The sequence below is a fragment of the Actinoallomurus sp. NPDC050550 genome (assembly GCF_040655075.1).
Classification (GTDB): Bacteria; Actinomycetota; Actinomycetes; order Streptosporangiales; family Streptosporangiaceae; genus Actinoallomurus.
This window is the reverse complement of sequence record NZ_JBFAJC010000050.1, coordinates 50,873-72,095: the sequence shown is the minus strand read 5'-3', so window position 1 is coordinate 72,095 and position 21,223 is coordinate 50,873. Positions and strand designations below refer to the sequence as shown.

At 68.3% G+C, this 21,223-nt stretch carries 23 protein-coding genes and 1 pseudogene; 14 read left to right on the top strand and 10 right to left on the bottom strand.

Annotated elements, in window-relative coordinates; translation table 11 throughout:
* On the bottom strand, positions 1 to 940 hold a 940-nt coding region (locus tag AB0I04_RS43045), incomplete at its 3' end, for an alpha/beta hydrolase (RefSeq protein WP_360898411.1).
* Between the two features lie 119 nt (positions 941 to 1,059).
* Here AB0I04_RS43045 and AB0I04_RS43040 point away from each other — a divergent pair.
* From AB0I04_RS43040 to AB0I04_RS43015, 6 genes are all read left to right on the top strand, one after another.
* On the top strand, positions 1,060 to 1,221 hold the full coding sequence (locus AB0I04_RS43040) for a hypothetical protein (protein ID WP_360898409.1): 162 nt from the start codon (positions 1,060 to 1,062) through the stop codon (positions 1,219 to 1,221).
* A gap of 237 nt (positions 1,222 to 1,458) precedes the next feature.
* On the top strand, positions 1,459 to 1,704 hold the full coding sequence (locus AB0I04_RS43035) for a cutinase family protein (protein ID WP_360898407.1): 246 nt from the start codon (positions 1,459 to 1,461) through the stop codon (positions 1,702 to 1,704).
* A 176-nt stretch (positions 1,705 to 1,880) separates the two neighbouring features.
* Positions 1,881 to 3,176, top strand: a complete 1,296-nt coding sequence (locus tag AB0I04_RS43030) for an extracellular solute-binding protein (protein ID WP_360898405.1) — start codon at positions 1,881 to 1,883, stop codon at positions 3,174 to 3,176.
* Positions 3,177 to 3,214: 38 nt separating this feature from the next.
* Positions 3,215 to 4,081 (top strand): sugar ABC transporter permease, encoded by an 867-nt coding sequence (locus AB0I04_RS43025; RefSeq protein WP_360898403.1) that lies wholly within the window; start codon positions 3,215 to 3,217, stop codon positions 4,079 to 4,081.
* Positions 4,078 to 4,896 (top strand): carbohydrate ABC transporter permease, encoded by an 819-nt coding sequence (locus AB0I04_RS43020; RefSeq protein ID WP_360898401.1) that lies wholly within the window; start codon positions 4,078 to 4,080, stop codon positions 4,894 to 4,896. Before AB0I04_RS43025 ends, AB0I04_RS43020 begins: the two co-directional genes overlap by 4 nt.
* Before the next feature lie 45 nt (positions 4,897 to 4,941).
* Entirely contained in the window at positions 4,942 to 7,293 is a 2,352-nt protein-coding gene (locus AB0I04_RS43015) for a glycoside hydrolase family 3 N-terminal domain-containing protein (protein ID WP_360898399.1), read from the top strand.
* 35 nt (positions 7,294 to 7,328) lie between these two features.
* Here AB0I04_RS43015 and AB0I04_RS43010 read toward each other — a convergent pair whose 3' ends face one another.
* Positions 7,329 to 8,837 (bottom strand): RICIN domain-containing protein, encoded by a 1,509-nt coding sequence (locus AB0I04_RS43010; protein WP_360898397.1) that lies wholly within the window; start codon positions 8,835 to 8,837, stop codon positions 7,329 to 7,331.
* A 93-nt stretch (positions 8,838 to 8,930) separates the two neighbouring features.
* Positions 8,931 to 9,953, bottom strand: coding sequence for a LacI family DNA-binding transcriptional regulator (locus AB0I04_RS43005; protein ID WP_360898395.1), 1,023 nt, complete (start codon positions 9,951 to 9,953; stop codon positions 8,931 to 8,933).
* 117 nt (positions 9,954 to 10,070) lie between these two features.
* Here AB0I04_RS43005 and AB0I04_RS43000 point away from each other — a divergent pair, with 117 nt between their 5' ends.
* Positions 10,071 to 10,886, top strand: a complete 816-nt coding sequence (locus AB0I04_RS43000; protein WP_360898393.1) for an enoyl-CoA hydratase/isomerase family protein — start codon at positions 10,071 to 10,073, stop codon at positions 10,884 to 10,886.
* A 45-nt stretch (positions 10,887 to 10,931) separates the two neighbouring features.
* Here the strand turns inward: AB0I04_RS43000 and AB0I04_RS42995 are convergent, their stop codons facing one another.
* Positions 10,932 to 11,297, bottom strand: coding sequence for an SgcJ/EcaC family oxidoreductase (locus AB0I04_RS42995; RefSeq protein WP_360898391.1), 366 nt, complete (start codon positions 11,295 to 11,297; stop codon positions 10,932 to 10,934).
* An 85-nt stretch (positions 11,298 to 11,382) separates the two neighbouring features.
* Here AB0I04_RS42995 and AB0I04_RS42990 point away from each other — a divergent pair, with 85 nt between their 5' ends.
* Positions 11,383 to 12,006 carry a TetR/AcrR family transcriptional regulator gene (locus tag AB0I04_RS42990; protein WP_360898389.1) on the top strand — a complete coding sequence of 208 codons (624 nt, stop codon included), beginning with the start codon at positions 11,383 to 11,385 and terminating at the stop codon, positions 12,004 to 12,006.
* Positions 12,007 to 12,172: 166 nt separating this feature from the next.
* Here AB0I04_RS42990 and AB0I04_RS42985 read toward each other — a convergent pair.
* A pseudogene (locus AB0I04_RS42985) lies at positions 12,173 to 12,322 on the bottom strand (muconolactone Delta-isomerase family protein); the annotation flags it as partial.
* Between the two features lie 363 nt (positions 12,323 to 12,685).
* Between AB0I04_RS42985 and AB0I04_RS42980 the strand changes: the two are divergent.
* The 3 genes from AB0I04_RS42980 to AB0I04_RS42970 all read left to right on the top strand — a co-directional run bounded on the left by AB0I04_RS42980 (position 12,686) and on the right by AB0I04_RS42970 (position 14,275).
* Positions 12,686 to 13,399: an SDR family oxidoreductase gene (locus AB0I04_RS42980; protein WP_360898387.1), complete on the top strand. Its 714-nt coding sequence runs from the start codon at positions 12,686 to 12,688 to the stop codon at positions 13,397 to 13,399.
* A 112-nt stretch (positions 13,400 to 13,511) separates the two neighbouring features.
* Positions 13,512 to 14,072: an NAD(P)H-dependent oxidoreductase gene (locus tag AB0I04_RS42975; protein ID WP_360898385.1), complete on the top strand. Its 561-nt coding sequence runs from the start codon at positions 13,512 to 13,514 to the stop codon at positions 14,070 to 14,072.
* Entirely contained in the window at positions 14,069 to 14,275 is a 207-nt protein-coding gene (locus tag AB0I04_RS42970) for a hypothetical protein (RefSeq protein WP_360898383.1), read from the top strand. The genes AB0I04_RS42975 and AB0I04_RS42970 overlap by 4 nt, the downstream gene beginning before the upstream one ends.
* A 30-nt stretch (positions 14,276 to 14,305) precedes the next feature.
* Here the strand turns inward: AB0I04_RS42970 and AB0I04_RS42965 are convergent, their stop codons facing one another.
* From AB0I04_RS42965 to AB0I04_RS42955, 3 genes are all read right to left on the bottom strand, one after another.
* Positions 14,306 to 15,280: an aldo/keto reductase gene (locus AB0I04_RS42965; RefSeq protein ID WP_360898381.1), complete on the bottom strand. Its 975-nt coding sequence runs from the start codon at positions 15,278 to 15,280 to the stop codon at positions 14,306 to 14,308.
* A gap of 278 nt (positions 15,281 to 15,558) precedes the next feature.
* Positions 15,559 to 15,990 carry a response regulator transcription factor gene (locus AB0I04_RS42960; protein WP_360898379.1) on the bottom strand — a complete coding sequence of 144 codons (432 nt, stop codon included), beginning with the start codon at positions 15,988 to 15,990 and terminating at the stop codon, positions 15,559 to 15,561.
* 194 nt (positions 15,991 to 16,184) lie between these two features.
* A complete protein-coding gene (locus AB0I04_RS42955) occupies positions 16,185 to 16,658 on the bottom strand; it encodes a hypothetical protein (protein ID WP_360898377.1) in 474 nt (157 codons plus the stop codon).
* Between the two features lie 234 nt (positions 16,659 to 16,892).
* On the opposite strand from AB0I04_RS42955, the gene AB0I04_RS42950 reads away from it, so the two are divergent.
* On the top strand, positions 16,893 to 17,012 hold the full coding sequence (locus tag AB0I04_RS42950; protein ID WP_360898375.1) for a 3-hydroxyacyl-CoA dehydrogenase family protein: 120 nt from the start codon (positions 16,893 to 16,895) through the stop codon (positions 17,010 to 17,012).
* 9 nt (positions 17,013 to 17,021) lie between these two features.
* Here the strand turns inward: AB0I04_RS42950 and AB0I04_RS42945 are convergent, their stop codons facing one another.
* Positions 17,022 to 18,893: a CocE/NonD family hydrolase gene (locus tag AB0I04_RS42945; protein ID WP_360898373.1), complete on the bottom strand. Its 1,872-nt coding sequence runs from the start codon at positions 18,891 to 18,893 to the stop codon at positions 17,022 to 17,024.
* Positions 18,894 to 18,996: 103 nt separating this feature from the next.
* Here AB0I04_RS42945 and AB0I04_RS42940 point away from each other — a divergent pair, with 103 nt between their 5' ends.
* A complete protein-coding gene (locus AB0I04_RS42940; protein ID WP_360898371.1) occupies positions 18,997 to 19,641 on the top strand; it encodes a helix-turn-helix domain-containing protein in 645 nt (214 codons plus the stop codon).
* A gap of 206 nt (positions 19,642 to 19,847) precedes the next feature.
* Here AB0I04_RS42940 and AB0I04_RS42935 read toward each other — a convergent pair whose 3' ends face one another.
* Complete coding sequence (locus AB0I04_RS42935) at positions 19,848 to 20,276, bottom strand: MarR family transcriptional regulator (RefSeq protein WP_360898369.1); 429 nt, start codon at positions 20,274 to 20,276, stop codon at positions 19,848 to 19,850.
* Positions 20,277 to 20,344: 68 nt separating this feature from the next.
* Here AB0I04_RS42935 and AB0I04_RS42930 point away from each other — a divergent pair, with 68 nt between their 5' ends.
* Positions 20,345 to 21,151 (top strand): NmrA/HSCARG family protein, encoded by an 807-nt coding sequence (locus AB0I04_RS42930; RefSeq protein WP_360898367.1) that lies wholly within the window; start codon positions 20,345 to 20,347, stop codon positions 21,149 to 21,151.
* Positions 21,152 to 21,223 lie beyond the last annotated feature (72 nt).

The window sequence follows — 21,223 nt, the reverse complement described above, 5'->3', positions numbered from 1 at the left end:
AGGCGCCGCTTGGCCGCCTGTACGCCGCGGACCTCGCCGGCCAGCCCGACCTCACCGAAGGTGACCAGGTCGGAGGGGAGCGTGGCGTCGTTGGCGAGACCGGCATGTCGTGCGCGGAGTTCACCGTGTAGATGGTCGCATGGGCGCGTCGCGCCATGAACCTCTCAGCGGCCGGCGGGATCATCTTGTCCTGACCGGCCACGATTTCGTACAGCGGGATACCGGCCGGAACACTCGCGGCGGCCGGGTCACCCGCCGCGGCCTGGGTGATCGGGCGCTGCGTCGCGGCAGCCACGGCGGCCTGGGCCGGGGTACGGTCCGCGGCGAACGCGGCGTGGAAGTCCGCGGGCTTGATGTAGAGGTCGGTGCCACCGGGGACGTTCACGGTGTAGCTGGTAGCCGGGCTGAGCAGGGAGCCCGGGAACTTGTTGCTCAACTGCAGCACGTTTTCGCCCTTTGCCGGGATGAACCCTGCGGCGTAGACGATCGCCTTGATCTGCTTCGGGTCGTTCGCGGCCACCTCGGTGGCGACCGCGCCGCCGTAGGAGTGCCCGACGAGCACGACCGGTCCCTTGATGCTGCGCACCAGGCTGGTGACGTATGCGGCGTCAGAGGCCAGACCACGCAGTGGCACGGCCGGCGCGATCACCTGATAGCCACCAGCTTTCAGCTGGGCGACCTCCCGGTCCCAGCCGGACGCGTCGGCGAACGCGCCATGGATCAGGACCACGGTCGGCTTCGCACCGTGACCAGCCACGGCTGCGGCTTGCTCGGCCGTGTGGGTGGGCTGGGCAGCCGACACGGCAGTGGCGGACAAAGCGAAGACAACGGCGGCCGCAGTCGCGCCGATTGCCCAGTTCTTCTTCGACAACGTGCATGTCTCCTTGGTGAATCCAACGCTGGTGCGGACAAGGAAACCAATGAGCAGGTCCAGACGCACCGAACGAACGTGGTAATTCGCAAGCACCGATTCAGACGTCGCGGAGGCGGGAGTGCACCTATTTCTCACCTGAACGCAGGAGATCGATTCGACCGCGTGCCATGGCTAGCGTTGAGGACATGCAGCAGTGGATGGAGTGGTCGATCGGGGCGGAGGGCTTCGATCCGCTGGCCGCCGGCAACCTCACGTGCGGCCTGGTCGTCGGTGCGCTGCGCGGGGTCGATCCCGAGCTGCGGACGCTTATCGGCTGGACTGGTCCAGGGACACGCTGGCCGCGCTGACCGACATGCTGTTCGGCTTCCTGGACGAGATCTCCGCGGCCGCCGCGCGCGGGTTCGCCGACGAGTCCCGCTCGGACCGTGAGCGTGACCGGGCCCGGCTGCGTGACCTGATCGTGGCCGATCCACCCGCGAGCGAGGCGGCCATCGCGGCGCTGGCCCGTACGGCGGGCTGGGAACCGCCCCGCACCATCGGGGTCGCCGCCGTACTGCCCGAGCAGTCCGCTCCGCCGATGCGCGGTGGTCGGCGGCCCGATCACCGAAACGATCCCGGCGACGATCGAGCCCAAGGTCAAGGCCGTGCTGCTCTTCGGCAACCCCATCCGGGCCATCGGCCGTAGCGTCACCGGCACCTACCAGGCCCGCACACTCGACCTTTGCGCCTCCGGCGACCCGGTCTGCGGCGCCGGGACCAACATCCTGGCGCATCTCAGCTACGGCGCCGACGCCGGCCAGGCCGCGACCTTCGCGGCCGCCCGCTTCTAATTCACACGCGTACAAGGGACGGACCCGGCACATCGCCGGGTCCGTCCCCACAGAGGTCGAAAGTCTTTCGGAACTGCTGAATTCCCAGTTCTTGTCCGGCCGGTGACCTGGGTGTCAGTGTGCTCGCATGCTTCGGTCCTTCCGAAAGCTTTCGGGCGAATGAGAAAGGCTTCACGATGCGCAGACCTCGAATCGCCGGTGTCCGGCGGCTGGTCGCGTCCCTCGCGTCGGTGTCGGCGGCCGCCCTGGTGACGGCGTGCGGGAGCGCCGGCCCGGCCGGCACCGCGTCGTCCGGTGGCCTCACGATGTGGGCCCTGTCGGACCAGACCATCCTCAAGCAGTCGGTGGACGCCTACAACAAGGACCACCCCAAGGAGAAGATCACTCTCCAGCTGTACGCCAACGACGACTACAAGCAGAAGCTCCGGGTGGCCTTCGGGGCGAACCAGGCCCCCGACATCTTCTTCAGCTGGGGCGGCGGGGCGCTGAACGACTACGTCAAGGCCGGCAAGGTCGATGAGATCACCAGCGCGGACGTCGATACGAGCCGGTTCACCCCCAGCGTGCTGAAGACGGCGACCTTCGGCGGCAAGGTCTACGGCATCCCGGCCAACGGCCTGGCCCCGGTGGTCCTCTACTACAACAAGCAGGTCCTCGCCGATGCCGGAGTGCAGCCGCCGAAGACCTACGACGAGCTGCTGGCCGCGGTCGTCAAGCTGAAGGCCAAGGGCGTCACGCCGATCTCGCTGGCGGCCAACTCCAAGTGGCCGACCCTGATGTACGTCGAGTACCTGCTGGACCGCGTCGGCGGCTCCCAGGTCTTCTCCAAGATCGAGTCCGGTGACCGCTCGGCGTGGAGCGACCCGTCCGTCACGAAGGCCAACCAGATCCTGCAGGGCCTGGTCAAGGCGGGCGCGTTCGGCCGCAACGCCTCGTCGGTCGCCTACGACCAGGGCGCCTCGACCGCCCTGCTCTACACCGGCAAGGCGGCCATGGAGGTGATGGGCACCTGGGAGTACGGCAACATCGCCAAGGCGTCCCCGGCCTTCATCTCCGGCGGCAAGCTGGGTTACACGACGTTCCCGACGATCAGCGGGGGTGCGGGCGACCCGCAGGACATCGTCGGCAACCCGTCGAACTTCCTGTCGGTGAACGCGGCCACCAGGCACAAGGCCGAGGCGATGACGTACCTCAAGCAGTACGTCCTGAACGCCTCTCAGGTCGACGCCTACCTGGCGAGCGGCAGTGTGCCCCCGGTCAACGGCCTGGAGAGCAAGCTGTCCACGTCGCCGGACAAGGCCTGGCTGCAGTTCGTGTACGGCCTGGTCCAGCGGGCCCCGTCCTTCCAGCTCTCCTGGGATCAGGACCTGTCGTCGTCACAGTCGGACCTGCTGCTGACCAACGTCGACAAGTCGTTCCTGGCGCAGATCACGCCCGAGCAGTTCGGCCAGAACATGAGTAAGGCGGGCTGAGATTGTCCGCACATGCTCTCGCGCGGAGACGGCGCCGGGTGACCGGCGCCGTCATGGCGGCTCCCGCGCTGATCCTCTTCGGCCTGTTCGGCGTGGTCCCGCTGATCGGGGTCATCGTGCTCAGCCTGGCGAAGTGGGACGGCCTGGGTTCCGTCGGCTGGGCCGGCCTGACGAACTGGCGGCGCGTGCTGACCGACGGCGCCACCTGGGACTCCCTGTGGCTGACCGTCAAGGTCATGCTGGTGAGCTGGCTCATCCAGACCCCGATCGCGTTGACGCTCGGCATTTTCCAGGCGCCGCACCGCCGCCTCCGGTCGGTGCTGGCCGTACTGTTCTTCCTGCCGCTGCTGCTGTCAGCGGTGGCGATCGGGCTGACCTGGCAGGCCCTGCTCGACCCCTCGTTCGGGATCGGGTCCGAGCCCGGCCTGCACTGGCTGGCCCGGCCGCTGCTCGGGTCGCAGAGCCTGGCGCTCTACACGGTGATCTTCGTGATCGCCTGGCAGTTCATCCCGTTCCACGCGCTGCTCTACCAGGCCGGGATGCGGCAGATCCCGGTCGTGCTGTACGAGGCGGCCGCGCTCGACGGCGCGACCCGTTCCCAGATGTTCCGGCACGTCACCCTGCCGCAGCTGCGCTACACGATCGTGACGTCGACGACGCTGATCCTGGTCGGCTCGCTCACCTACTTCGACCTGATCTTCGTCCTGTCGGGCGGTACCGGAGGCCCCGGCACGGCCACCCGGGTGCTGCCGCTGGCCATGTACATCACCGGGTTCCAGGCCCACGACATGGGCCGGGCGAGCGCGATCGCCACCATCCTGGTGCTGGCCGGCCTCGGGCTGTCGCTGCTCACCACCCGACTGTCCGGCTTCACCCGGATGGACAGCCGGCAGGAGGGCCTGTGACCGCTCTCCGGCGCGCCCTCGCCTGCGCCTCGACACTGCTGTGGACGGCGATCGTCATCGTGCCGATCTACTGGGTGGTGGTGACCAGCCTTCGCGATCGGGCCGACTTCGTCACCGCCCCTCCGCTGTCACCGCCGTCCCACCCGACCTGGTCGAACTACCGGGCGGTGCTGTCGGGCGGGTTCGGGACGTACCTGCTGAACAGCGTCGTGGTGACCGCCGCCACGGTCGCGATCACGATCAGCGCGTCGCTCCTCGCGGCGTACGTCATCGTGCGCCACGGCACCCGATGGTCCCGGCTGTACTTCCGGCTGTTCCTGCTCGGCCTGGCGATCCCACTGCAGGCAGTGATCATCCCGGTCTACCTGCTGATCATCCGGATGCACCTGTACGACAGCCTGCTCGCGATCGTGCTGCCCTCGGCGGCCTTCGCCGTCCCCATCACCGTGCTGATCCTGGTCAGTTTCCTGCGCGACGTACCGCGCTCGCTGTTCGAGGCGATGGCGATGGACGGCGCCGGCGACTGGCGGATGCTGGCCTCGCTCGCCGCTCCGCTGGCCCGTCCCGCCCTGATCACGGTCGCGGTGTACGACGGGCTCCAGGTGTGGAACGGCTTCCTGTTCCCGCTGATCCTTACCCAGAGCAGTGACAAGGCGGTCCTGCCACTCGCGCTGACGCTCTACCGCGGGCAGTTCGGCATCGACGTGCCCGCGACCATGGCCGCGGTCGTCCTTTCGACGCTCCCGATGCTCGCCGTGTACATGCTGGCCCGCCGGCAGCTGGTGGCCGGACTGACCGCCGGATTCTCCAAGTAAGCCCCCCGTTCCACCGAACATATCCGTCTGCATATGGAGCGATTAATGACGGCCACAACGCCGGACCGCGATGAGACCTGCCCTGAGACCCGTGCCCAGACCTTGGCCTGGGCCGACCCAGAGCTGCCCGTCGAAGAGCGGGTGGCGGCGCTGCTCGCCGAGCTGAGCCTGGAGGAGAAGGTCGCCCAGTTGTGCAGCGCCTGGGAAGACGTGGAGCCCGCCGGTCCCGAGGTGGCTCCGGGCACCAGCCTGTTCGGCCTGGTCGGCGAGCTCTCCGACACCGCGCGGTACGGCTTGGGTCAGCTCACCAGGCCGTACGGCACGATGCCCCGGCCGGCCCCCGAGCACGCCGAGCTACTGGCCGAGCGCCAGCGGCAGGTCGTCGCGCAGAGCCGACTCGGGATCCCGGCGATGGCGCACGACGAGTGCCTCACCGGCTTCACCGCGTACGGCGCGACGATCTACCCGACGTCGCTCGGCATGGCGGCGACCTTCGACCCCGAACTGATCGGCCGGGTCGGCCGCGCCATCGGCGCCGACATGGCCGAGGCCGGCGTCCACCAGGGCCTGGCACCCGTGGTGGACGTGATCCGCGACTACCGGTGGGGCCGCTGCGAGGAGACCTTCGGCGAGGACCCCTACGTGGTCGGCGAGATGGGCGAGGCGTACGTCCTGGGCCTGCAAGAGGCAGGGGTGTTCGCCACGCTCAAGCATTTTGCCGGGTACTCGGTGTCGATGGGCGGCCGCAACCACGCCCCGGCCCGCATCGGCCGCCGGGAGCTGTTCGACGTGGTGCTGCCGCCGTTCGAACGGCTGGTCGCGGCCGGTGTGGAGTCGGTGATGAACTCCTACGCCGAGATCGACGGCGAGGCGCCCGCGGCGAGCCGGTGGCTGCTGACCTCGGTGCTGCGTGACACGTGGGGCTTCGCCGGGACGGTGGTCTCCGACTACTGGTCCATCCCGTTCCTGGTGACGGCCCACCAGGTCGCGCTGGACATGGCCGCGGCGGGCGCGCTGGCGCTGCGGGCGGGACTGGATGTCGAGCTGCCCGATCAGCGGGGCTTCCCCCACTTGGTCGACGCCGTACGCCGTGGCGACGTGGCGGAGGACGACATCGACCGAGCGGCCGGGCGGGTGCTGCGGCACAAGATCATGCTCGGCCTGTGCGACCCCGGCTGGGACCCGCGGCCGCCCGCGCTGCGCGCCGGCACGCTCGACCTGGACAAGCCGTCGAACCGGTCGCTGGCCCGTGAGGTGGCACAGGGCGGCGCGGTGCTGCTGTCCAACGACGGCACGCTGCCGCTGCCATCGTCCGGGCGGATCGCGCTGGTCGGGCCGTGCGCCGACGACGTGCGCACCATGTTCGGCTGCTACAGCTTCCCCAACCACGTGCTGTCCGACCACCCCGACGTCGGTGTCGAGGCGGTGTCGCTGCGGGAGGCGCTGGCCGCCGAGCTGCCCGATGTCACATGGGAGTACGCGGTCGGCTGCCCGGTCCGGGAGCAGGACCGGTCCGGCATTCCCGCCGCGGTCGCCGCCGCCGAGCGGGCCGACCTGGTCGTGCTGGCGGTCGGCGACCGGCCCGGCATGTTCGGCATCGGCACCTCGGGGGAGGGCTGCGACGTCGAGGACCTGCGGCTGCCCGGGGTCCAGGAGGAACTGGTCGAGGCGGTGCTCGCCACGGGCCGGCCTGTCGTCCTGGTGGTCAACAGTGGCCGCCCGTACGCGGTGGGCCGGTTCCGCCCGGCCGCTGCGGCCATGGTGCAGGTGTTCCTGCCCGGCGAGGAAGGCGGCCGGGCGGTCGCCGAGCTGCTGTCCGGGCGCGCTGGCTTCAGCGGCAAGCTGCCCGTGCAGATCCCGGCCACCCCGGGCGGCCAGCCGTACACCTACCTTCACCCGCCCCTGGCGGACCGGCAGAGCGCCCTGTCCAACCTCGACCCGACCCCGGCGTTCCCCTTCGGACACGGCCTGTCCTACACCAGCTTCGAGATCGACCGGCTCGTTGTGGACCGTTCCGACGTGCCGGTCGACGGAGCGTTCACCGCGTCCGTACGGGTGCGGAACACCGGTGCGCGGGCCGGCGCGGAGGTCGTGCAGCTCTACGCCGGCGACCCGGTGGCCGAGGTGAGCCGGCCGGTCCGGTGGCTGCTCGGCTTCGCGAAGGTCGCGCTCGATCCGGGTGCCGGGGCCGAGGTCCGCTTCGAAGTGGACACCGACCGGCTGGCCTTCACCGGGCTGGACGGCTTCCGGATCGTCGAGCCGGGCCAGATCCTGCTGCGGGCCGGTTCGTCCAGCCTGGACACCCCGGCGCACGCCGCGGTCGAGCTGGTCGGGTCGGTACGTTCCGTCGGAGCACTGCGCCGGCACCACGTGCCGGTCACGGTCGTCCGGGACTGAGGCCCGTAGCGGTTTCCGCTGCGGGCCCGGCTCGATCAGCTCACCCGCACGACCTGCCACTGCTGGTCGAGGGAGCCGGTGTCGGTCCACTGCACGACCTCGGCGCCGTCGGCGGTGGACCCGCCCAGTACGCCGAGCACTTTGCCGCTGTTGGCGTTGACCAGCTTGTAGTACGAGCCCACCGCCACGAGCTGCCAATGCTGATCGGCGGCTCCGGTACCGAGCCACTGCACGGCCTGAGCGCCGTCGGCGGTGCCGGACTGCCAGATGCCCGCGACCCGGCCACTGCCACGGTTCCCGAGCGTGGTGACGCCGTTCGCGGTCGTCAGATGCCAGGCCTGGTCGGCCGCGCCGGTGTCCGTCCACTGGACCAGATCGGCGCCGTCGGCCAGGTCTGCGCCGAGCACGCCGAGCACCTTGCCGGACTTGCGGTTGACCAGCTTGTAGTACGGGCCCGCCGAGTCGCCGAGATCCATGTCGGCGTAGTAGATGGTGTTCACCACGCCCTGCCAGAAGCCGCCGCAGGACATGATGAGCACCCGGCCGGTCCCGGAGACGTACTGCAGCGTACGGCTGTAACCGGCCTGGATCGGCGTGTGCTCCCGGTACCAGGTGCCGGTCCCGTTGGCGGTGTTGACCAAGACGTCGCTGGAGCCGTAGGAGTTGTAGACCAGCTTCCCGTCGGGCAGCACGACGTTGTACGGGCTGCCGCCGCTGTCGAGCTTGGTGCCGAGGCCGGTCGGGCTCCAGCTCTCCGGATCGTCACTGATCTTGTAGTAGTTCGGGGTGCCGGAGAGGTTGACCACTTCGAAGCTCATGAAGTACTTGCCGTTGGCCAGCTTGGACACCACCGGCATCCCGGGCCGCAGGTTGCTGTCGGTCGGCGCGACGTCCTTGACGACGTCGCTCCATGTGACGCCGTCGGTGCTGGTCTGGTGCACGATCCGCTGGTTGTTGTTCGCCTTGTCGCGCTCGTCGGAGTAGTAGACGATCAGCTTGTTGCGGGCGACCATGACGAACGGCTCCCAGATCGGCGTCGTGGTGTAGCCGCCGCTGGTCGCGATCCTGCTGACGTACGTCCAGGTGAGGCCGCCGTCGTTGCTCTTGTACATCTCCATCCGCTCGGCCGACTTGTCGGAAGGGGCCGACAGCCCGACGCACAGGATGGTGCCGGCCGGCATGCTCCCGATCGCCTGCGGCAGCTCGTACAGGAAGGCGCCGTTGCGGTTGCCCCAGCCGTTGACGGTGTCGGCGACGGAGCTGATCCGCGCCCACGTCGCGCCGTTGTCGGTGCTGCGGTAGATGGGGAAGACCGGCGTGGTCGCCGGCTGCTCGAACGTCGCGAGCAGCGAGCCGTTCAGCGAGCCGTTGTGGTGCAGCTCCACCGTCTTCGGATAGAGCGCGCCATAATCCTGCGCGCCGGAAGGGGGCTGATAAAGCACGGACGGGCCATAGGCATGGGCCGCGGGTGTCACGGCAAATGAGATGAGCGCCATTGCCAGGGCGATGGTCAGGCCGACGAGACGTCTTTGGATCGCGCGCACGTCTTTTCCTTTCGCCAGGGGCGGGGTACTGCGCGACAAGTATTCGAGAGCCTGTGTCGAATGTCACCGGCCGATGTCGAAAGAGTTTCGGCGTTACCGCGGGCTGGTCGAGTCTCGCAACACGAGTTCGGTGGCCAGCTCGATCCGCGGGGAGGCGGGCGCCCGGCCGTCGGCCAACTGCATGAGGATCCGCACCGCCTCCTGCCCGAGCTGCTGGAAGGGCTGGCGCACCGCGCTCAGCGGCGGGCTGGCCATCGCCGCCACCAGCGTGTCGTCGAACGACATGACCGACAGCTCGCGGGGAACCGCGACGCCGTGACGCCGGGCCGCCTCCAGGACGCCGAGGGCCTGGGCATCGCTGGCGGCGAAGATGGCGGTCGGCCGCGGGTCCGCGTCGAGGATCTGCGGGGTCGCGGCGAGCGCCTCGTCGTAGTCGAAGTCGGTCGACTGCACGATCACCGGGTCGTAGGCCAGCCCGGCCTCCTCGAGCGCCGCCCGGTAACCGTGCAGGCGCGCCGCCCCGGCCAGCGAGTGCGAGCGGCCGGCGACCATGCCGATCCGGGTGTGCCCCAGCTCCAGTAGATGCTGCACGGCGGCGCGCGCGCCGTTCCAGTTCGTCACGCCGATGCTGGGGATGTCGGGCGACGGCGCGTGCAACGGATCGATCAGCACGACGGGCAGCTTCCGCTCGACGATCCGGCGCTGGTCCTGCTCGGTCAGCATCGAGATCACGATGATCAGACCTTCGGCACCCAGGGCGACGCACTCCTCCAGCCACTGCGAGATCGACCGCCGCCCCGTCGTGCCCAGGACGACGTCCACCCCGATCTCGGCGGCGGCCTCCACGATCCCGCGGGTGATCTCCAGGGTGTAAGGGCCGGACAGATCACGGAACACCGCCATCACCTGCGTCGGCCGGCGTTTCCCGGACTCCCACGGCCGCAGATAGCCATGCCGCGCCAGCAACTCCTCGACCCTGGCCCGGGTGACCGCCGAAACATCCCGCCGACCGTGCACCACCTTCGACACCGTCGACAGCGACACCCCCGCCTCGCCGGCGATGGTGGTCAGCAGCCCGTACTGCGCGTCCCGCTGCGCCTTCCCCTCCGTACTCACGCCAGTGCACCCCGCTCATCCGCCCGAAACTCTTTCGGAGACTAGCGCCGTCACCCACCACAGCACAAACGAGCCCGCGACCAGGAAGCCGGCCGAGACCACGAGGGTATTCCGGCTTTGCTTCGCGGTCAGTTTGTACTTCACGAGACCCCCATCGGCGTCAATCTCGTCGACGCGACGATGACGAGCGAGTTGAATGCCCTGTTCGCGCGCGTCGAGGCGAGTGACAGTCTCGCGGTCATCGTCTTCGACAGCGCCGATCCCGACTTCTACCTGGCTCACTACGACCTGTCCGACAGTGACGAGGTGAAGCACGTCCTGGCCCACCCGGAGGAGGTCCACCCGTGGACGGCGCTGCTGGCCCGTCTCAGCTCCCTCCCCGTGGCGACCATCTCCTCCATCAGGGGCAGGGCACGCGGCGCGGGAAGCGAATTCCTCCTCGCCACCGACATCCGCTTCGCCAGCCGCGAGAGGGCCATCGTCGGTCAGTTTGAGATCGGCATGGCAGCCATCCCGGGTGGCGGACCCTCCTCACGTCTGCCTGGTCTGGTCGGGCGGGGCCGGACCTTCGAGATCCTCTTTGGCGGGCTCGACTACGACGGAGCGCTCGCCGAAATGTACGGGTACGTGAATCGGGCCCTGCCCGACGGCGACCTCGACGGCTTCGTCGACGCGTTCGCGTCCCGCGTCGCCTCCTTCGACCTGCAGACGATCAGGGACATCAAGCACTTCGTCAACCTCGCCACGCAGCGACCCGAGGCCGAGTACAAGGACCAGATGGATGCTTTCCGGGCCGCGGTGAACCGTCCGGCCCAGCAGTACATCGCGAGGCATCTGTTCGAGGCGGGACTCCAGCAGCGAAGTGACGTCGAACGCGACCTCCCGCATTGGGTGACGCGGTTCCCGTACCGCCCCGCCTCCGGCGGGGAGTAGACAACCCGAACTCTGGCCTCGGCCCGCGCGGCGGAGGTCGGCTGCTCAGGACTCCGTCATGACGGGCGAGACGTGGTAGTGGTTGATCCGCCATGTCGTCCCTTCTCGTACCAGGACGAGCGACATGTACACGTGGGACTGCCAGCCCTCGGGATTCCGAATGGTGACGTCGGCGAAGCCGCCGGCCACATCCTCGCCGACGGTGTACGTGTGTAGAACCTTCCCCTCCGCCGTGCGATCGAGGGGGACGGCCTTGTAGTAGGCGCGCACGGCGTCGCGGCCGACGGTGGGCTCGGGCCCGAAGCCCTGGAAGAGGGCGTCGGTGGTGAACAGTTCGGCCATGGCGTCGGGGTCATGACCGTCGAAGGCGGCCTTCCAGCCGGCGAGCGCGGCGTGCATCGGGTGACTCATCGTGCGACTTCCTTTCAAGCGCGGGTTGCAATGTTTGTAGACGGCCGGTCTAGTAATGGTAGACGACCGGTCGTATATTACTGGTATGGGACGAACCAGTGACGCCAGGCGGAAGATCCTCGACGCGGCACAGTCGCTCATTGAGCTGCGCGGCTACTCGGCGCCGGGTGTGGCCGAGATCTGCAAGACCGCGGGCGTGCCCAAGGGCAGCTTCTACTACTTCTTCGAGTCCAAGGAGGCCCTGGCCCTGGCCGTCCTCGACGAGCGCTGGGCCGCCCAGCGGCGGGACTGGACACGCGTGCTGACCGACACGACGGCGGAACCCCTCCCGCGACTGCGCCGCCTGTTCGAGGAGACCGAGGCCGCGCAGCTCGCCGGCCAGCAGGACTGCGGTACCGTCTCGGGCTGCATCTTCGGCAATCTCAGTCTGGAGATCAGCAACCAGACCGAGGCGGTCCGCGAACGCTTGCAACAGATCTTCGACGCGCAGGTGGACATGGTCGAGGCGGTCATCGCCGAGGCGCTGGCCCGCGGCGAGCTCGGCGTGACCGACGTCCGTGAGGCCGCTCGCTCGGTCGTCGCCCAACTGGAGGGCCAGGTGCTGTTCGCCAAGCTCTACAACGACGCTCGGCTGCTGGGCACGCTGTGGACGAACTGCCTGGCGCTGCTCGATGTCCATGTGCCGGAAGCGCCGGCGGTAGACGCCTGACGGTGCGCGAGAGAGCAGAGCGCACCGCAGAGAACGGCTCTTCCCGAGGGTGCCCACGATCGGGGCGGAGATCGCGGGGTCGGGCAGCAGCCACGCGGGCGTGCCCTGCGCCTTTGTGACGCCCCACCGCGACCGCGGCGGGGCGCATCGCGTGGTGCGTGCGCAACTCACCGACCGGACGCCACAACCGCGCCAGATGACCGGTCGCCGCCAACTCCCCGGCCCGCACCGCCTCCGCCGCCCGCTGCCGGGCGACCTCCTCCTGACCGGTCCCCTCCGGAACCGTCGTGGTGATCTCCACCAGAAACTCTCGCATGATGCCGCTCCGACGCTAAAGGGCGCGGTCGCTTCGCGTAGGGACCGCCGTGTCAACATCGTCCGCCGGTCCCCTGAGCCGCGCCACGACCGATTGCCTCCCTTGTGAGAGCCCGGCGCTCTCACCGACCGCGGCCCACGCTCCTTGCAGTAGCCCCGGCCCTCCTCTCTCCCCTCCACGCGTCCCCCCACCGCACTGACCTGTACTGGGAGCCATCTCCTACCAAGTAGGAGGAACCCGGTCCCGTCCGGACCCCCCTTGACCTTTGACTTCGCCAGGCCCAAGTGCATTTACTGCGAATAGTCGACCGACCGACTATCAACGGTCGGCGCAACGTCCGCCCTCATCTCGACGAAGGTCATCATGAACTCTCAGAACCAGAAGGTCGCAGTCATCACCGGCGCATCGCAGGGCATCGGCGCCGGGCTGGTCGAGGCGTACCGCAAGCTCGGCCACGCCGTCGTCGCCACCTCCCGTACGATCGCCCCCGCCGGCGACGTGGACGTCGTGACCGTCCAGGGCGACATCGCCGACCCCGCCACCGCCGAACGCGTCATCGCCACCGCCGTCGAACGCTTCGGACGTATCGACACCCTGGTCAACAACGCCGGGATCTTCGTGGCCAAGCCCTTCACCGACTACACCGAGGACGACTACGCCGCCGTGACCGGTGTGAACCTCGCCGGCTTCTTCCGCATCACCCAGCTGGCCGTCGAGCGCATGCTCGCCCAGGGTGGCGGTCACATCGTCAACATCACCACGAGCCTGGTCGACAACGCCGACGCCCGCGTCCCCTCCGTCCTGGCCTCACTGACCAAGGGCGGACTGCAGTCCGCCACCAAGTCCCTCGCCATCGAGTACGCCACCCGCGGCATCCGCGCCAACGCCGTCTCCCCGGGCACCATCAAGACCCCCATGCACCCCGAGGAGGCCCACGAGTTCCTCGCCGCCCTGCACCCGGTCGGCCGGATGGGCGAGCAGAGCGACATCGTGGACGCGGTGATCTACCTGGAGAACGCCCCGTTCGTCACCGGCGAGATCCTCCACGTCGACGGCGGCATGAGCGCGGGCCACTGAAACCCGGTCCCTCACCTTCGCCTTAACCGGGCGGCCGAATCCCGCCGCCCGAGCGTCGCCTGACGCTGCACGAATATCCCCGGGTCCTGGACCCGCATCGAAAGGCTTTGGCATGACCAAGATCGGCATAATCCTCGGAAGCACGCGCCCCGGCCGCAACGGCGAGGCCGTGGCCCGCTGGGTCCACGACGTGGCCGAGCAGCGCAGTGACGCCGAGTTCGAGCTGATCGACCTGCTCGACTACCCGCTTCCGCACCTGGACGAGGCCGTTCCGCCGATGATGGCCCAGTACGCCCAGGCGCACACGCGGAACTGGGCCTCCACGATCGCCTCGTACGACGGCTTCATCATGGTGACGCCGGAATATAACCACTCCACGACGGGGGTGCTGAAGAACGCCCTCGACTACCTCTTCGCGGAGTGGAACAACAAGGCCGTCGGCTTCGTCAGCTACGGCTCCCTCGGCGGCACCCGCGCGGTCGAGCACCTTCGTCTGATCGTCGGCGAGCTCCACATGGCCGACGTTCGCTCCCAGGTCGCCCTGTCCCTCGTCCACGACTTCGTGAACTGGAGCGAGTTCAAGCCCAACGACGACCAGATCGACGCCCTGAACACCATGATCGACCAGGTCGTCGCCTGGGCCAACGCCCTGGCCCCGCTGCGCACGAAGTGACGACCGCGACAGCGCCTGCCCCACGACCGAATCGGCCACTCACCGTTCCCGACCGGGCCGCCCTGGACGGCTGGACCCGGCACCTGGACGCACTCGGGGTGTCCCGTTCACCGGTACGGGACACCGGTTATGCGGAATTCGTCTCCGTGCCCGACCCCGACGGCATCGCCTGGGAATTGTGGGCCGCCAAACCGGAACACTGAGTGAATCAGGAGCCAATTATGAGCAGGCGGTCAGTACCGGGCGCCGACGGGGGCCGGGATGGCGTCGAGGGCGGCGAGGTCTTCCGGAGACAGCCGGACGTCTGCGGCCCCTGCGTTGTCGGCGAGGTATTTCGGGGTCTTGGTGCCGGGGATGGGGACGACGTGCGGGCCCTGGGCGACGAGCCAGGCGAGGGCGACCTGCGCAGGGGTGGCGCCGATCCGTACGGCGACTTCGCGGACCTTCGTCGCGATGTCGAGGTTGGCTCGCAGGTTGTCTTGCTGGAAGCGCGGCAGACGTCGCCGCTGGTCGTTTTGCGGCAGTTCGTCGAAGGAGGCGAAGCGACCGACGAGGAAGCCGCGGCCCAGAGGCGAGTACGGCAGGAGGCCGATGCCGTGCTGCTGGGAGTAGGGCAGGACCTCGGCCTGGACGTCGCGGGTCCACAGGGAGAACTCCGACTGCACGGTGGTGACCTGGTGCACGGCCTGGGCGCGCTGGATCTGCTCGACAGTGACCTCGGACAGGCCCAGGTAGCGGGCCTTGCCGGTCGCGACCGCCTCGGCCATGGCACCCCAGGTCTCCTCGATCGGGACCTCGGGGTCGACGCGGTGGAGCTGGTAGAGGTCGACATGGTCGGTGCCCAGGCGGCGCAGGCTGGCGTCGATGGCGGCACGGACATGCTCGGGCCGGCCATTGGGCCTGACCAGCGGGGAACCGCCGGGGCCACCGGTGGGATCGATGGCCTCCAGGCCGACCTTGGTGGCGATCACCGCACGGTCGCGGCGGCCGGCCAGGGCCCGGCCGACGAGTTCCTCGTTGGTGTAGGGACCATAGACGTCAGCGGTGTCGATCAACGTCATGCCCAGGTCGAGGGCCTGGTGGATGACGGAGATGGAGGTGACTTCGTCACGCGGGGCGGCCATGTCGTAGGCGAAGCTCATCCCCATGGCGCCCAGGCCGATGACGCCTACCGCTGGTCCGTGGGTGCCCAGAGTGGTTTTACGCATACTGTGTTCTGCCTTCGCATCGGATCGGGGGATATAGCAACCGACGCCGTCATTAGTCGACCGGTCGGCTATTGGAACATAGGTGGCTGGGCAGGGGGAGTCAAAGAACAGGAGGGCTTGGGCCGGGACCTGTTTCCTTGCACGTCAGAGGCCGGAACTTCCAGCGCCTGTCGGAGCGGAGGTGACCCGATCGGAGCGGTGCGCAGGCCGGCCCGCGCGCCGGCCCGCAGTCCCGTCGAACGCCGAAGCGAATGTCACAGGCATGGGCTTCTCTCCCGTCAGCTGCCAGCTCGGATCCGAGCGGCGTTACCGGCCTGGCAGGCGTTCCGTGATTTCCTGCAGCGTCCAGCCGTTGCCGTCCGGGTCCGCGAACGAGGCGAACGACGCGTAACTGCCCCGCTCGGGGTCCGGACCGGGCGCCCGGTCTTTGGCACCCGAGTGGTGGAACAGTCATAGGTGGTCAGCAGGATCACCTTGGTGGTGTTGGCCGGGTCGGCGAGGATCGCCTCCGTGGCGCGCAGGCCGTCGAGCCGAGGCATGCGGATGTCGATGATCGCGACGTCGGGACGCAGCCGGAGCACGTCGCTCACGGCGGTCCGGCCGTCCGACGCCTCTCCCACGCATGCGAGGTCGGGCTGGGTGTCCAGGACGGCGCGCAGACCTGAGCGGAACATGGCGTGGTCGTCGGCGACCAGGACACGCAAGGTCATGAGGGGGCCAGGGGAAAGGTCACGGTGGTGATCCAAGTGCGCTCGCCCGGCCTCACGTCGCCGAGAGTCCGTCGGTTTAGCGGCTCTTCACAAACGAGGGTGTAGCTGCGCCTGAATCCTCCTGTCTCGAGCAACTCAAAAACCCGGCATACGCATTCTATGAATATTCGAGCGGCACGGTTGTGTCGACCGGGTCAGGAGCGGGCGTTGGTCCTATCCGGCTGACGGGTTCGGACCGAGTGCATACCTTGTGATACCACCGGCTCGCTCTTGGAGACCCGGACCCCGTGGTCGCTCCACCACATGCTGAACGCGACGAGCGCGACGATGAAGCCGATGATGCCGAAGAGCACCCACAACCCGTTTCCGCCGCCGATCGAGCTGTTGTACGCGGCAATCATCGCGATGCCGAAAATCAGGCCGGGCATCGCGACGGCGAGCCGACGCAACCGCAGCTTCTGCATCTCCCCTGCGGAGGGGATGGTGACCAGCACGGTGGTGTCGCAGTTGCCGCAGTATGCGCGGACGGTCGCGACGCCATCGGCCGGTCGAGGGCTGTTGATCGGGTAGGTCATGTAGTGGTAGGTCGTCGATCTGACCCGCTCGGTCTTGCCGAGCATGTGGGCCAGCCGAACCGCTGGAACGCTCTCAATCGGATGAAACATCATGAGACGTAATTCTATCGTCTATTCGGCCTGTGGAAGGTGCGGATGAATCATATTTCGCGCCGGCACCGGTCTGATCATGGGAGCATCTTCATCGGCTGTGACCGTCACGTACCGTGCCCGGTCACACCCTCACTCGATTCAAGAGCCGGCCGCTGAACAAATGGAGCGAGGCGAAGCTCTCATAATTGTCGTGAGGGCTGGCCGATGAATAGGACCCGTGCTCACGCACCGGCCTTGTGGTTTATCCCGGCGCTTTTCCCGCGTTTCGTGGTCGACCTGCTCCAGAAGTATGTCGACGCGGGCAAGCTCGGCCGTAAGTCCGGCGAGGGCTGGTACCGCTACAGCGGCGACTGAGCCAGACGGCTACTCCCGCACCGGCATCGTCACCGACGACGGGTGATCGCCGCCGGTGTAGATCGTCATCGGCCCGAGCGTCTTGACGCCGCCGTCCAGCTGCGGCGCCAGGTGAGGTACGTCGAAGCCCTCGACCGCCAGCCGCAGTCGGTGCCCGGGCCTGATGGCCGCACCTGTCGGGAAGATCTCCACGTCCACCGGCGCGATCGTGCCCGGCGTCAGGTCCTTCTTCGTCGACTTCAGGAACGGGTGCCAGGGCTGGATCATCTTGCCGTCCAGGTAGCGTGACTTCTTCTTGTCCAGCGCCCGCTGGGAGATGCTCTCCCAGCCGCCGGTGATCCGGTGGACGCTGCCGTCGGGCGCGACGTCCTCGACCGCCAGCGACAGCATGCCGTCGCCGGTGCTGGTCGAGACGTACAGGTGGGCGTTGATCGGCCCCTGGAAGCGCAGCGTCTTCGTCGCAGGCGCGGAGTCGAAGGTGAGTCCGGTGGCATCGTTGAGCCGGTTGTCGGTCCAGCACGGCAGGTCTTTGAGCACCGCGCTCGCCAGGCCGCCGGTCCATTGGTCGGTCGAGCGCGTGCACAGGCCACTGACCGGTAGCGGCTGGAGTGTCGACCTCCCCAAGGCCGAGGTTCCGGTGGTCAGGCCACCGGACTTGACCGCGGCGGTCGAGGACCCGGAGAGCTTGAAGGTCTTCGCGGACAGGTCGCTCGCGATCCACTTCTGCTTCCGCACCCATCGTCCAGTGCCCTGCTCGTAGTAGGTCACCGGCGCGATCTGGTCCAGGTCGGTGTCCTGCCCCTTGATCCAGTGGTCGAACCAGCGCAGCTCGAGCTGGGCCAGCGACCCGTAGCCGGCGGCGCCGAACTCCTTGCCCTTGCCCGACCCTGCCTGAAGGTGGTTCCACGGCCCATCGATGAACTTCACGGGTGTCCCGTTGCGCTGGATTCCCTCGAAGAGCAGGGGCTCACCGCGCTGGAAGATGTCGTACTCACCGCCGATGATGAACGTCGGGACCTTCACCTTGTCGATGCGCGTGATCGGCTTGCGCTCCGCCCAGTACGGGCCGTCGTACGCCACATCCCCGCCCAACACTCCCGAAAGCACCTCCGGCAGGGTGCCGCCGACGCCGCCGGCGATGTGGTCGACCGCCATGGTCAGGGCCGACTTCGGCTCCTTGAGGCTGAACGCGGGGGGAATCGCGCCGGCCGCGGAGACGAGCATGAACCACTGCGGCAGGAAACCTGCGTCCATCTCCCCGCCCGCGGCGGTGACGTCGCGGTAGGGATCGGCGGCCGGCACCGTCGGGAAGATCGCCTTCAGCCCGGGCGGCTGCTGCTCGGCAGCGAAGAGTTGCTCGATGCCGAGGTAGGAACCGCCCTGCATGCCCACCTTGCCGTCGCTCCATGGCTGCCTGTGCGCCCAGGTCACGACCTCGCCAGCGTCCTTGTTCTCCCTCTCGCTGAACGCAGACCATCGGCCCTCGGAGCTGCCCGTGCCACGCGCGTCGACCCAGAGCTCCGCATAGCCACGGTCGACGAAGTAGTCAGCAGGGACGTTGGTGCCGAGGAGAGCGCCACTGTTGGTGCCGATCGGCAGCCGCTTGTTGTACGGCGTGATCGTCACCAGCACGGGCAGCTTCTGCTTCACGACCTTGCCGTCGGCGGTCGCCGGGAGCGTGAGGTCACCGCGCAAGATCTTCCCGTCACTCATCCGGATCGCCAGGTCCTTGCGCGTCACGGTGTTGTGCCACTGCGCGGGTCGCGGTTTCCAGCTGTCGGTAAGCGGTGCCGAGGCCGATCGAGCGGGCGCCTCGGAAACGGACGCGAGCACCAGCGCAAGGACGGGCAGCAACATCAACGAGCGAGCGTTCAGCTTCATGGGTCCCCTGTGGGCGCATTTACTACTGCTTCGTAGTAAATTGCTACGTGACGGTAGTAATTGTCAAGGGGCACCCGTTCCAAAGGCCGCTACCCTGTCCGGCGTGACGAAGGAGGCAGAGGTGGGCACGCGACGACAGCGACGCGCGTACGCACCCCGGATGCCCCTCGAGCAGCGCCGCCGGCAGCTGCTCGACGCGGCACTCGCGCTCATCGTCCGCGAGGGGTACGCCGGCCTCACCATCGAGGCGATCGCCCAGGAGGCAGGGGTCACCAAGCCGGTCGTCTACAGCGCCTACGCCAATCTCTCACTCCTGCTCACCGCGCTCCTCGACCGGACCCAGAGTGATGCCGTCACCCAGCTCCTGGCCGCCTTCCCGCAGGATCCGCGTCGCCTCACCTCGAAGCACCTCGCAGGAGACATCGCCCGCGCATGGGCACGGGCCGTACGCGAGAACCCGCAGACATGGACGCCCGTCCTGAGTACCGGCGCGCAGACACCAGCGCCCGTCCTCGACCGGATCGAGCAGGGTCGCGAGGTCGTACGCAAAGCCCTCGCCGACTTCATCGGCAGGGGCCGCGACCTGGACGCCGCCACCGCCCGACATCACCTCTGGACGGCTCACGCCGTGGTCGCCGCCGCCGAGCACTTCGGACACCTGGTGCTGACCCGCCCCGACGCCATCACCGACGACGAACTCGCCGCGCTCTTCGACGATCTGGTCAACGGCCTCCTGCGCCGGACCTGAGCAGAAGACCGGGTAGGGTGCGCCGGGACTGCACGGTCAGAGCGACAGAACCGTTAACTGGACACGCCCCTCACCGGCAATCCGGACGGTCACATCGGCGGCTCCTTTTCTCCGGCAAGAGGAACCACAATCCCCGCCCGCGTGTAGACGGGTGGCCTGGTCGAGCCGCGTGAGCACGGTCAGGCGGTGAGAAGCCTGGTCATGGCTCAGGTGAGGAACGCGCGCAGAAGTCTGGCGAGGTGGTCGCGGTCGGGCTGGGGGATTGCGCCGAAGATGTGATCGCTGACGGACTGCTGGAGCGCCGAGATGGTCTGCCGCACGTCCTGACCTCGATCGGTCAACGTGAGGCGGAAGGCTCGCCGGTCGGTGGGGTCGGCTTCGCGAACGAGCAGCCCCTCGGCCTCCAGCCCGTCGGCCAGCGGGGTGATGGCACGGTTGGTCACGGCCAGCCGGGTGGCCAGCTCCGACATCTTGATGCTCGGGCTCTCGCCGACGGTCACGATCAGGCGGACTCTGGCTGGCGACAGATCGTGTTCGGCGAATGCAGCGATGCCGCGGCGGGCGAAGACGTGCGCGGCGCGCTGGAGTAGTTCGCCCAGTTCGGCGGCGGTGACCTGGCCGGGTTCTGACGGCATGACGATCATTCTAGCCGAATAAAGTGAACACCTATATAGTGAAGGCGGTAACTATCAAGGAGGTAACTATGGAACGGATCCTCGTGACCGGGGCCACCGGGAACCAGGGCGGAGCGGTCGTCGACGCTTTGCTCGCGGATGGCCGCTGGGACGTGCGCGCGCTGGTCCGCCAGCCGGAACGGGCCACGTCCCTCAAGGCCAAGGGGGTCGAAGTGGTCGCCGGCGATCTGGACGAGCCCGTGTCCCTGACCGCACCGATGCGAGGCGTGCACGGCGTCTTCAGCGTCCAGGGACGTGGTCGGCGTGAGGCCGCCCAGGGCATCGCGCTGGCCGACGCTGCTGCCAAGGCCGGAGTGTCCCACCTGGTCTACTCCTCGGTCGGCGGCGTCGACCGGGTCCGGGGCATTCCGCACTTCGACAGCAAGTGGCAGATCGAACAACATTTGAACACGCTGGACGTCCCCGCAACGATCCTGCGTCCCGCCAGCTACATGGAGGGGTTCACAATGCGCGGAGCCGCCCAGATCGGCCTCAGCATGATGGCGGCCACCCTCGGCCGCGACCGTACCCTCCAAATGATCGCCGTCCGCGACATCGGCATCTTCGCCGCCCTGGCCTTCGCCGACCCCGACGACTACCTTGGTCGGGCCCTCGAACTGGCGGGCGACGAGCTCACCGTCCCGCAGATCGCCGACGCCACCGGCAAACGCTATGTGACGCTCCCTAAGACTCTGCTCCGCCTAATGGGCCCCGAAGCCCGCATGTTCTTCTGGTTCGCCGAATCCGGCTACAAGGCCGACATTCCCGAGCTACGCATCCGCCACCCCCAACTCCTCGACTTCAGAACCTGGCTCACTGGCCAACCACCCCATTGACGGTCCTTGTGAGGGGGTATCTCGGTAGCACGCCTGGCGAATACGCTGGGCGCGGCGGTGCCGCGATGGCCG

What these genes read in the sequence shown, in the direction of transcription:
- AB0I04_RS43040 (WP_360898409.1), top strand. Translation starts at nt 1,060, where the DNA reads ATGCAGCAGTGGATGGAGTGGTCGATCGGGGCGGAGGGCTTCGATCCG.
- AB0I04_RS43030 (WP_360898405.1), top strand. Translation starts at nt 1,881, where the DNA reads ATGCGCAGACCTCGAATCGCCGGTGTCCGGCGGCTGGTCGCGTCCCTC.
- AB0I04_RS43015 (WP_360898399.1), top strand. Translation starts at nt 4,942, where the DNA reads ATGACGGCCACAACGCCGGACCGCGATGAGACCTGCCCTGAGACCCGT.
- AB0I04_RS42995 (WP_360898391.1), bottom strand. Translation starts at nt 11,297, where the DNA reads ATGAGTCACCCGATGCACGCCGCGCTCGCCGGCTGGAAGGCCGCCTTC.
- AB0I04_RS42990 (WP_360898389.1), top strand. Translation starts at nt 11,383, where the DNA reads ATGGGACGAACCAGTGACGCCAGGCGGAAGATCCTCGACGCGGCACAG.
- AB0I04_RS42980 (WP_360898387.1), top strand. Translation starts at nt 12,686, where the DNA reads ATGAACTCTCAGAACCAGAAGGTCGCAGTCATCACCGGCGCATCGCAG.
- AB0I04_RS42975 (WP_360898385.1), top strand. Translation starts at nt 13,512, where the DNA reads ATGACCAAGATCGGCATAATCCTCGGAAGCACGCGCCCCGGCCGCAAC.
- AB0I04_RS42965 (WP_360898381.1), bottom strand. Translation starts at nt 15,280, where the DNA reads ATGCGTAAAACCACTCTGGGCACCCACGGACCAGCGGTAGGCGTCATC.
- AB0I04_RS42960 (WP_360898379.1), bottom strand. Translation starts at nt 15,990, where the DNA reads ATGACCTTGCGTGTCCTGGTCGCCGACGACCACGCCATGTTCCGCTCA.
- AB0I04_RS42955 (WP_360898377.1), bottom strand. Translation starts at nt 16,658, where the DNA reads ATGATGTTTCATCCGATTGAGAGCGTTCCAGCGGTTCGGCTGGCCCAC.
- AB0I04_RS42945 (WP_360898373.1), bottom strand. Translation starts at nt 18,893, where the DNA reads ATGAAGCTGAACGCTCGCTCGTTGATGTTGCTGCCCGTCCTTGCGCTG.
- AB0I04_RS42935 (WP_360898369.1), bottom strand. Translation starts at nt 20,276, where the DNA reads ATGCCGTCAGAACCCGGCCAGGTCACCGCCGCCGAACTGGGCGAACTA.
- AB0I04_RS42930 (WP_360898367.1), top strand. Translation starts at nt 20,345, where the DNA reads ATGGAACGGATCCTCGTGACCGGGGCCACCGGGAACCAGGGCGGAGCG.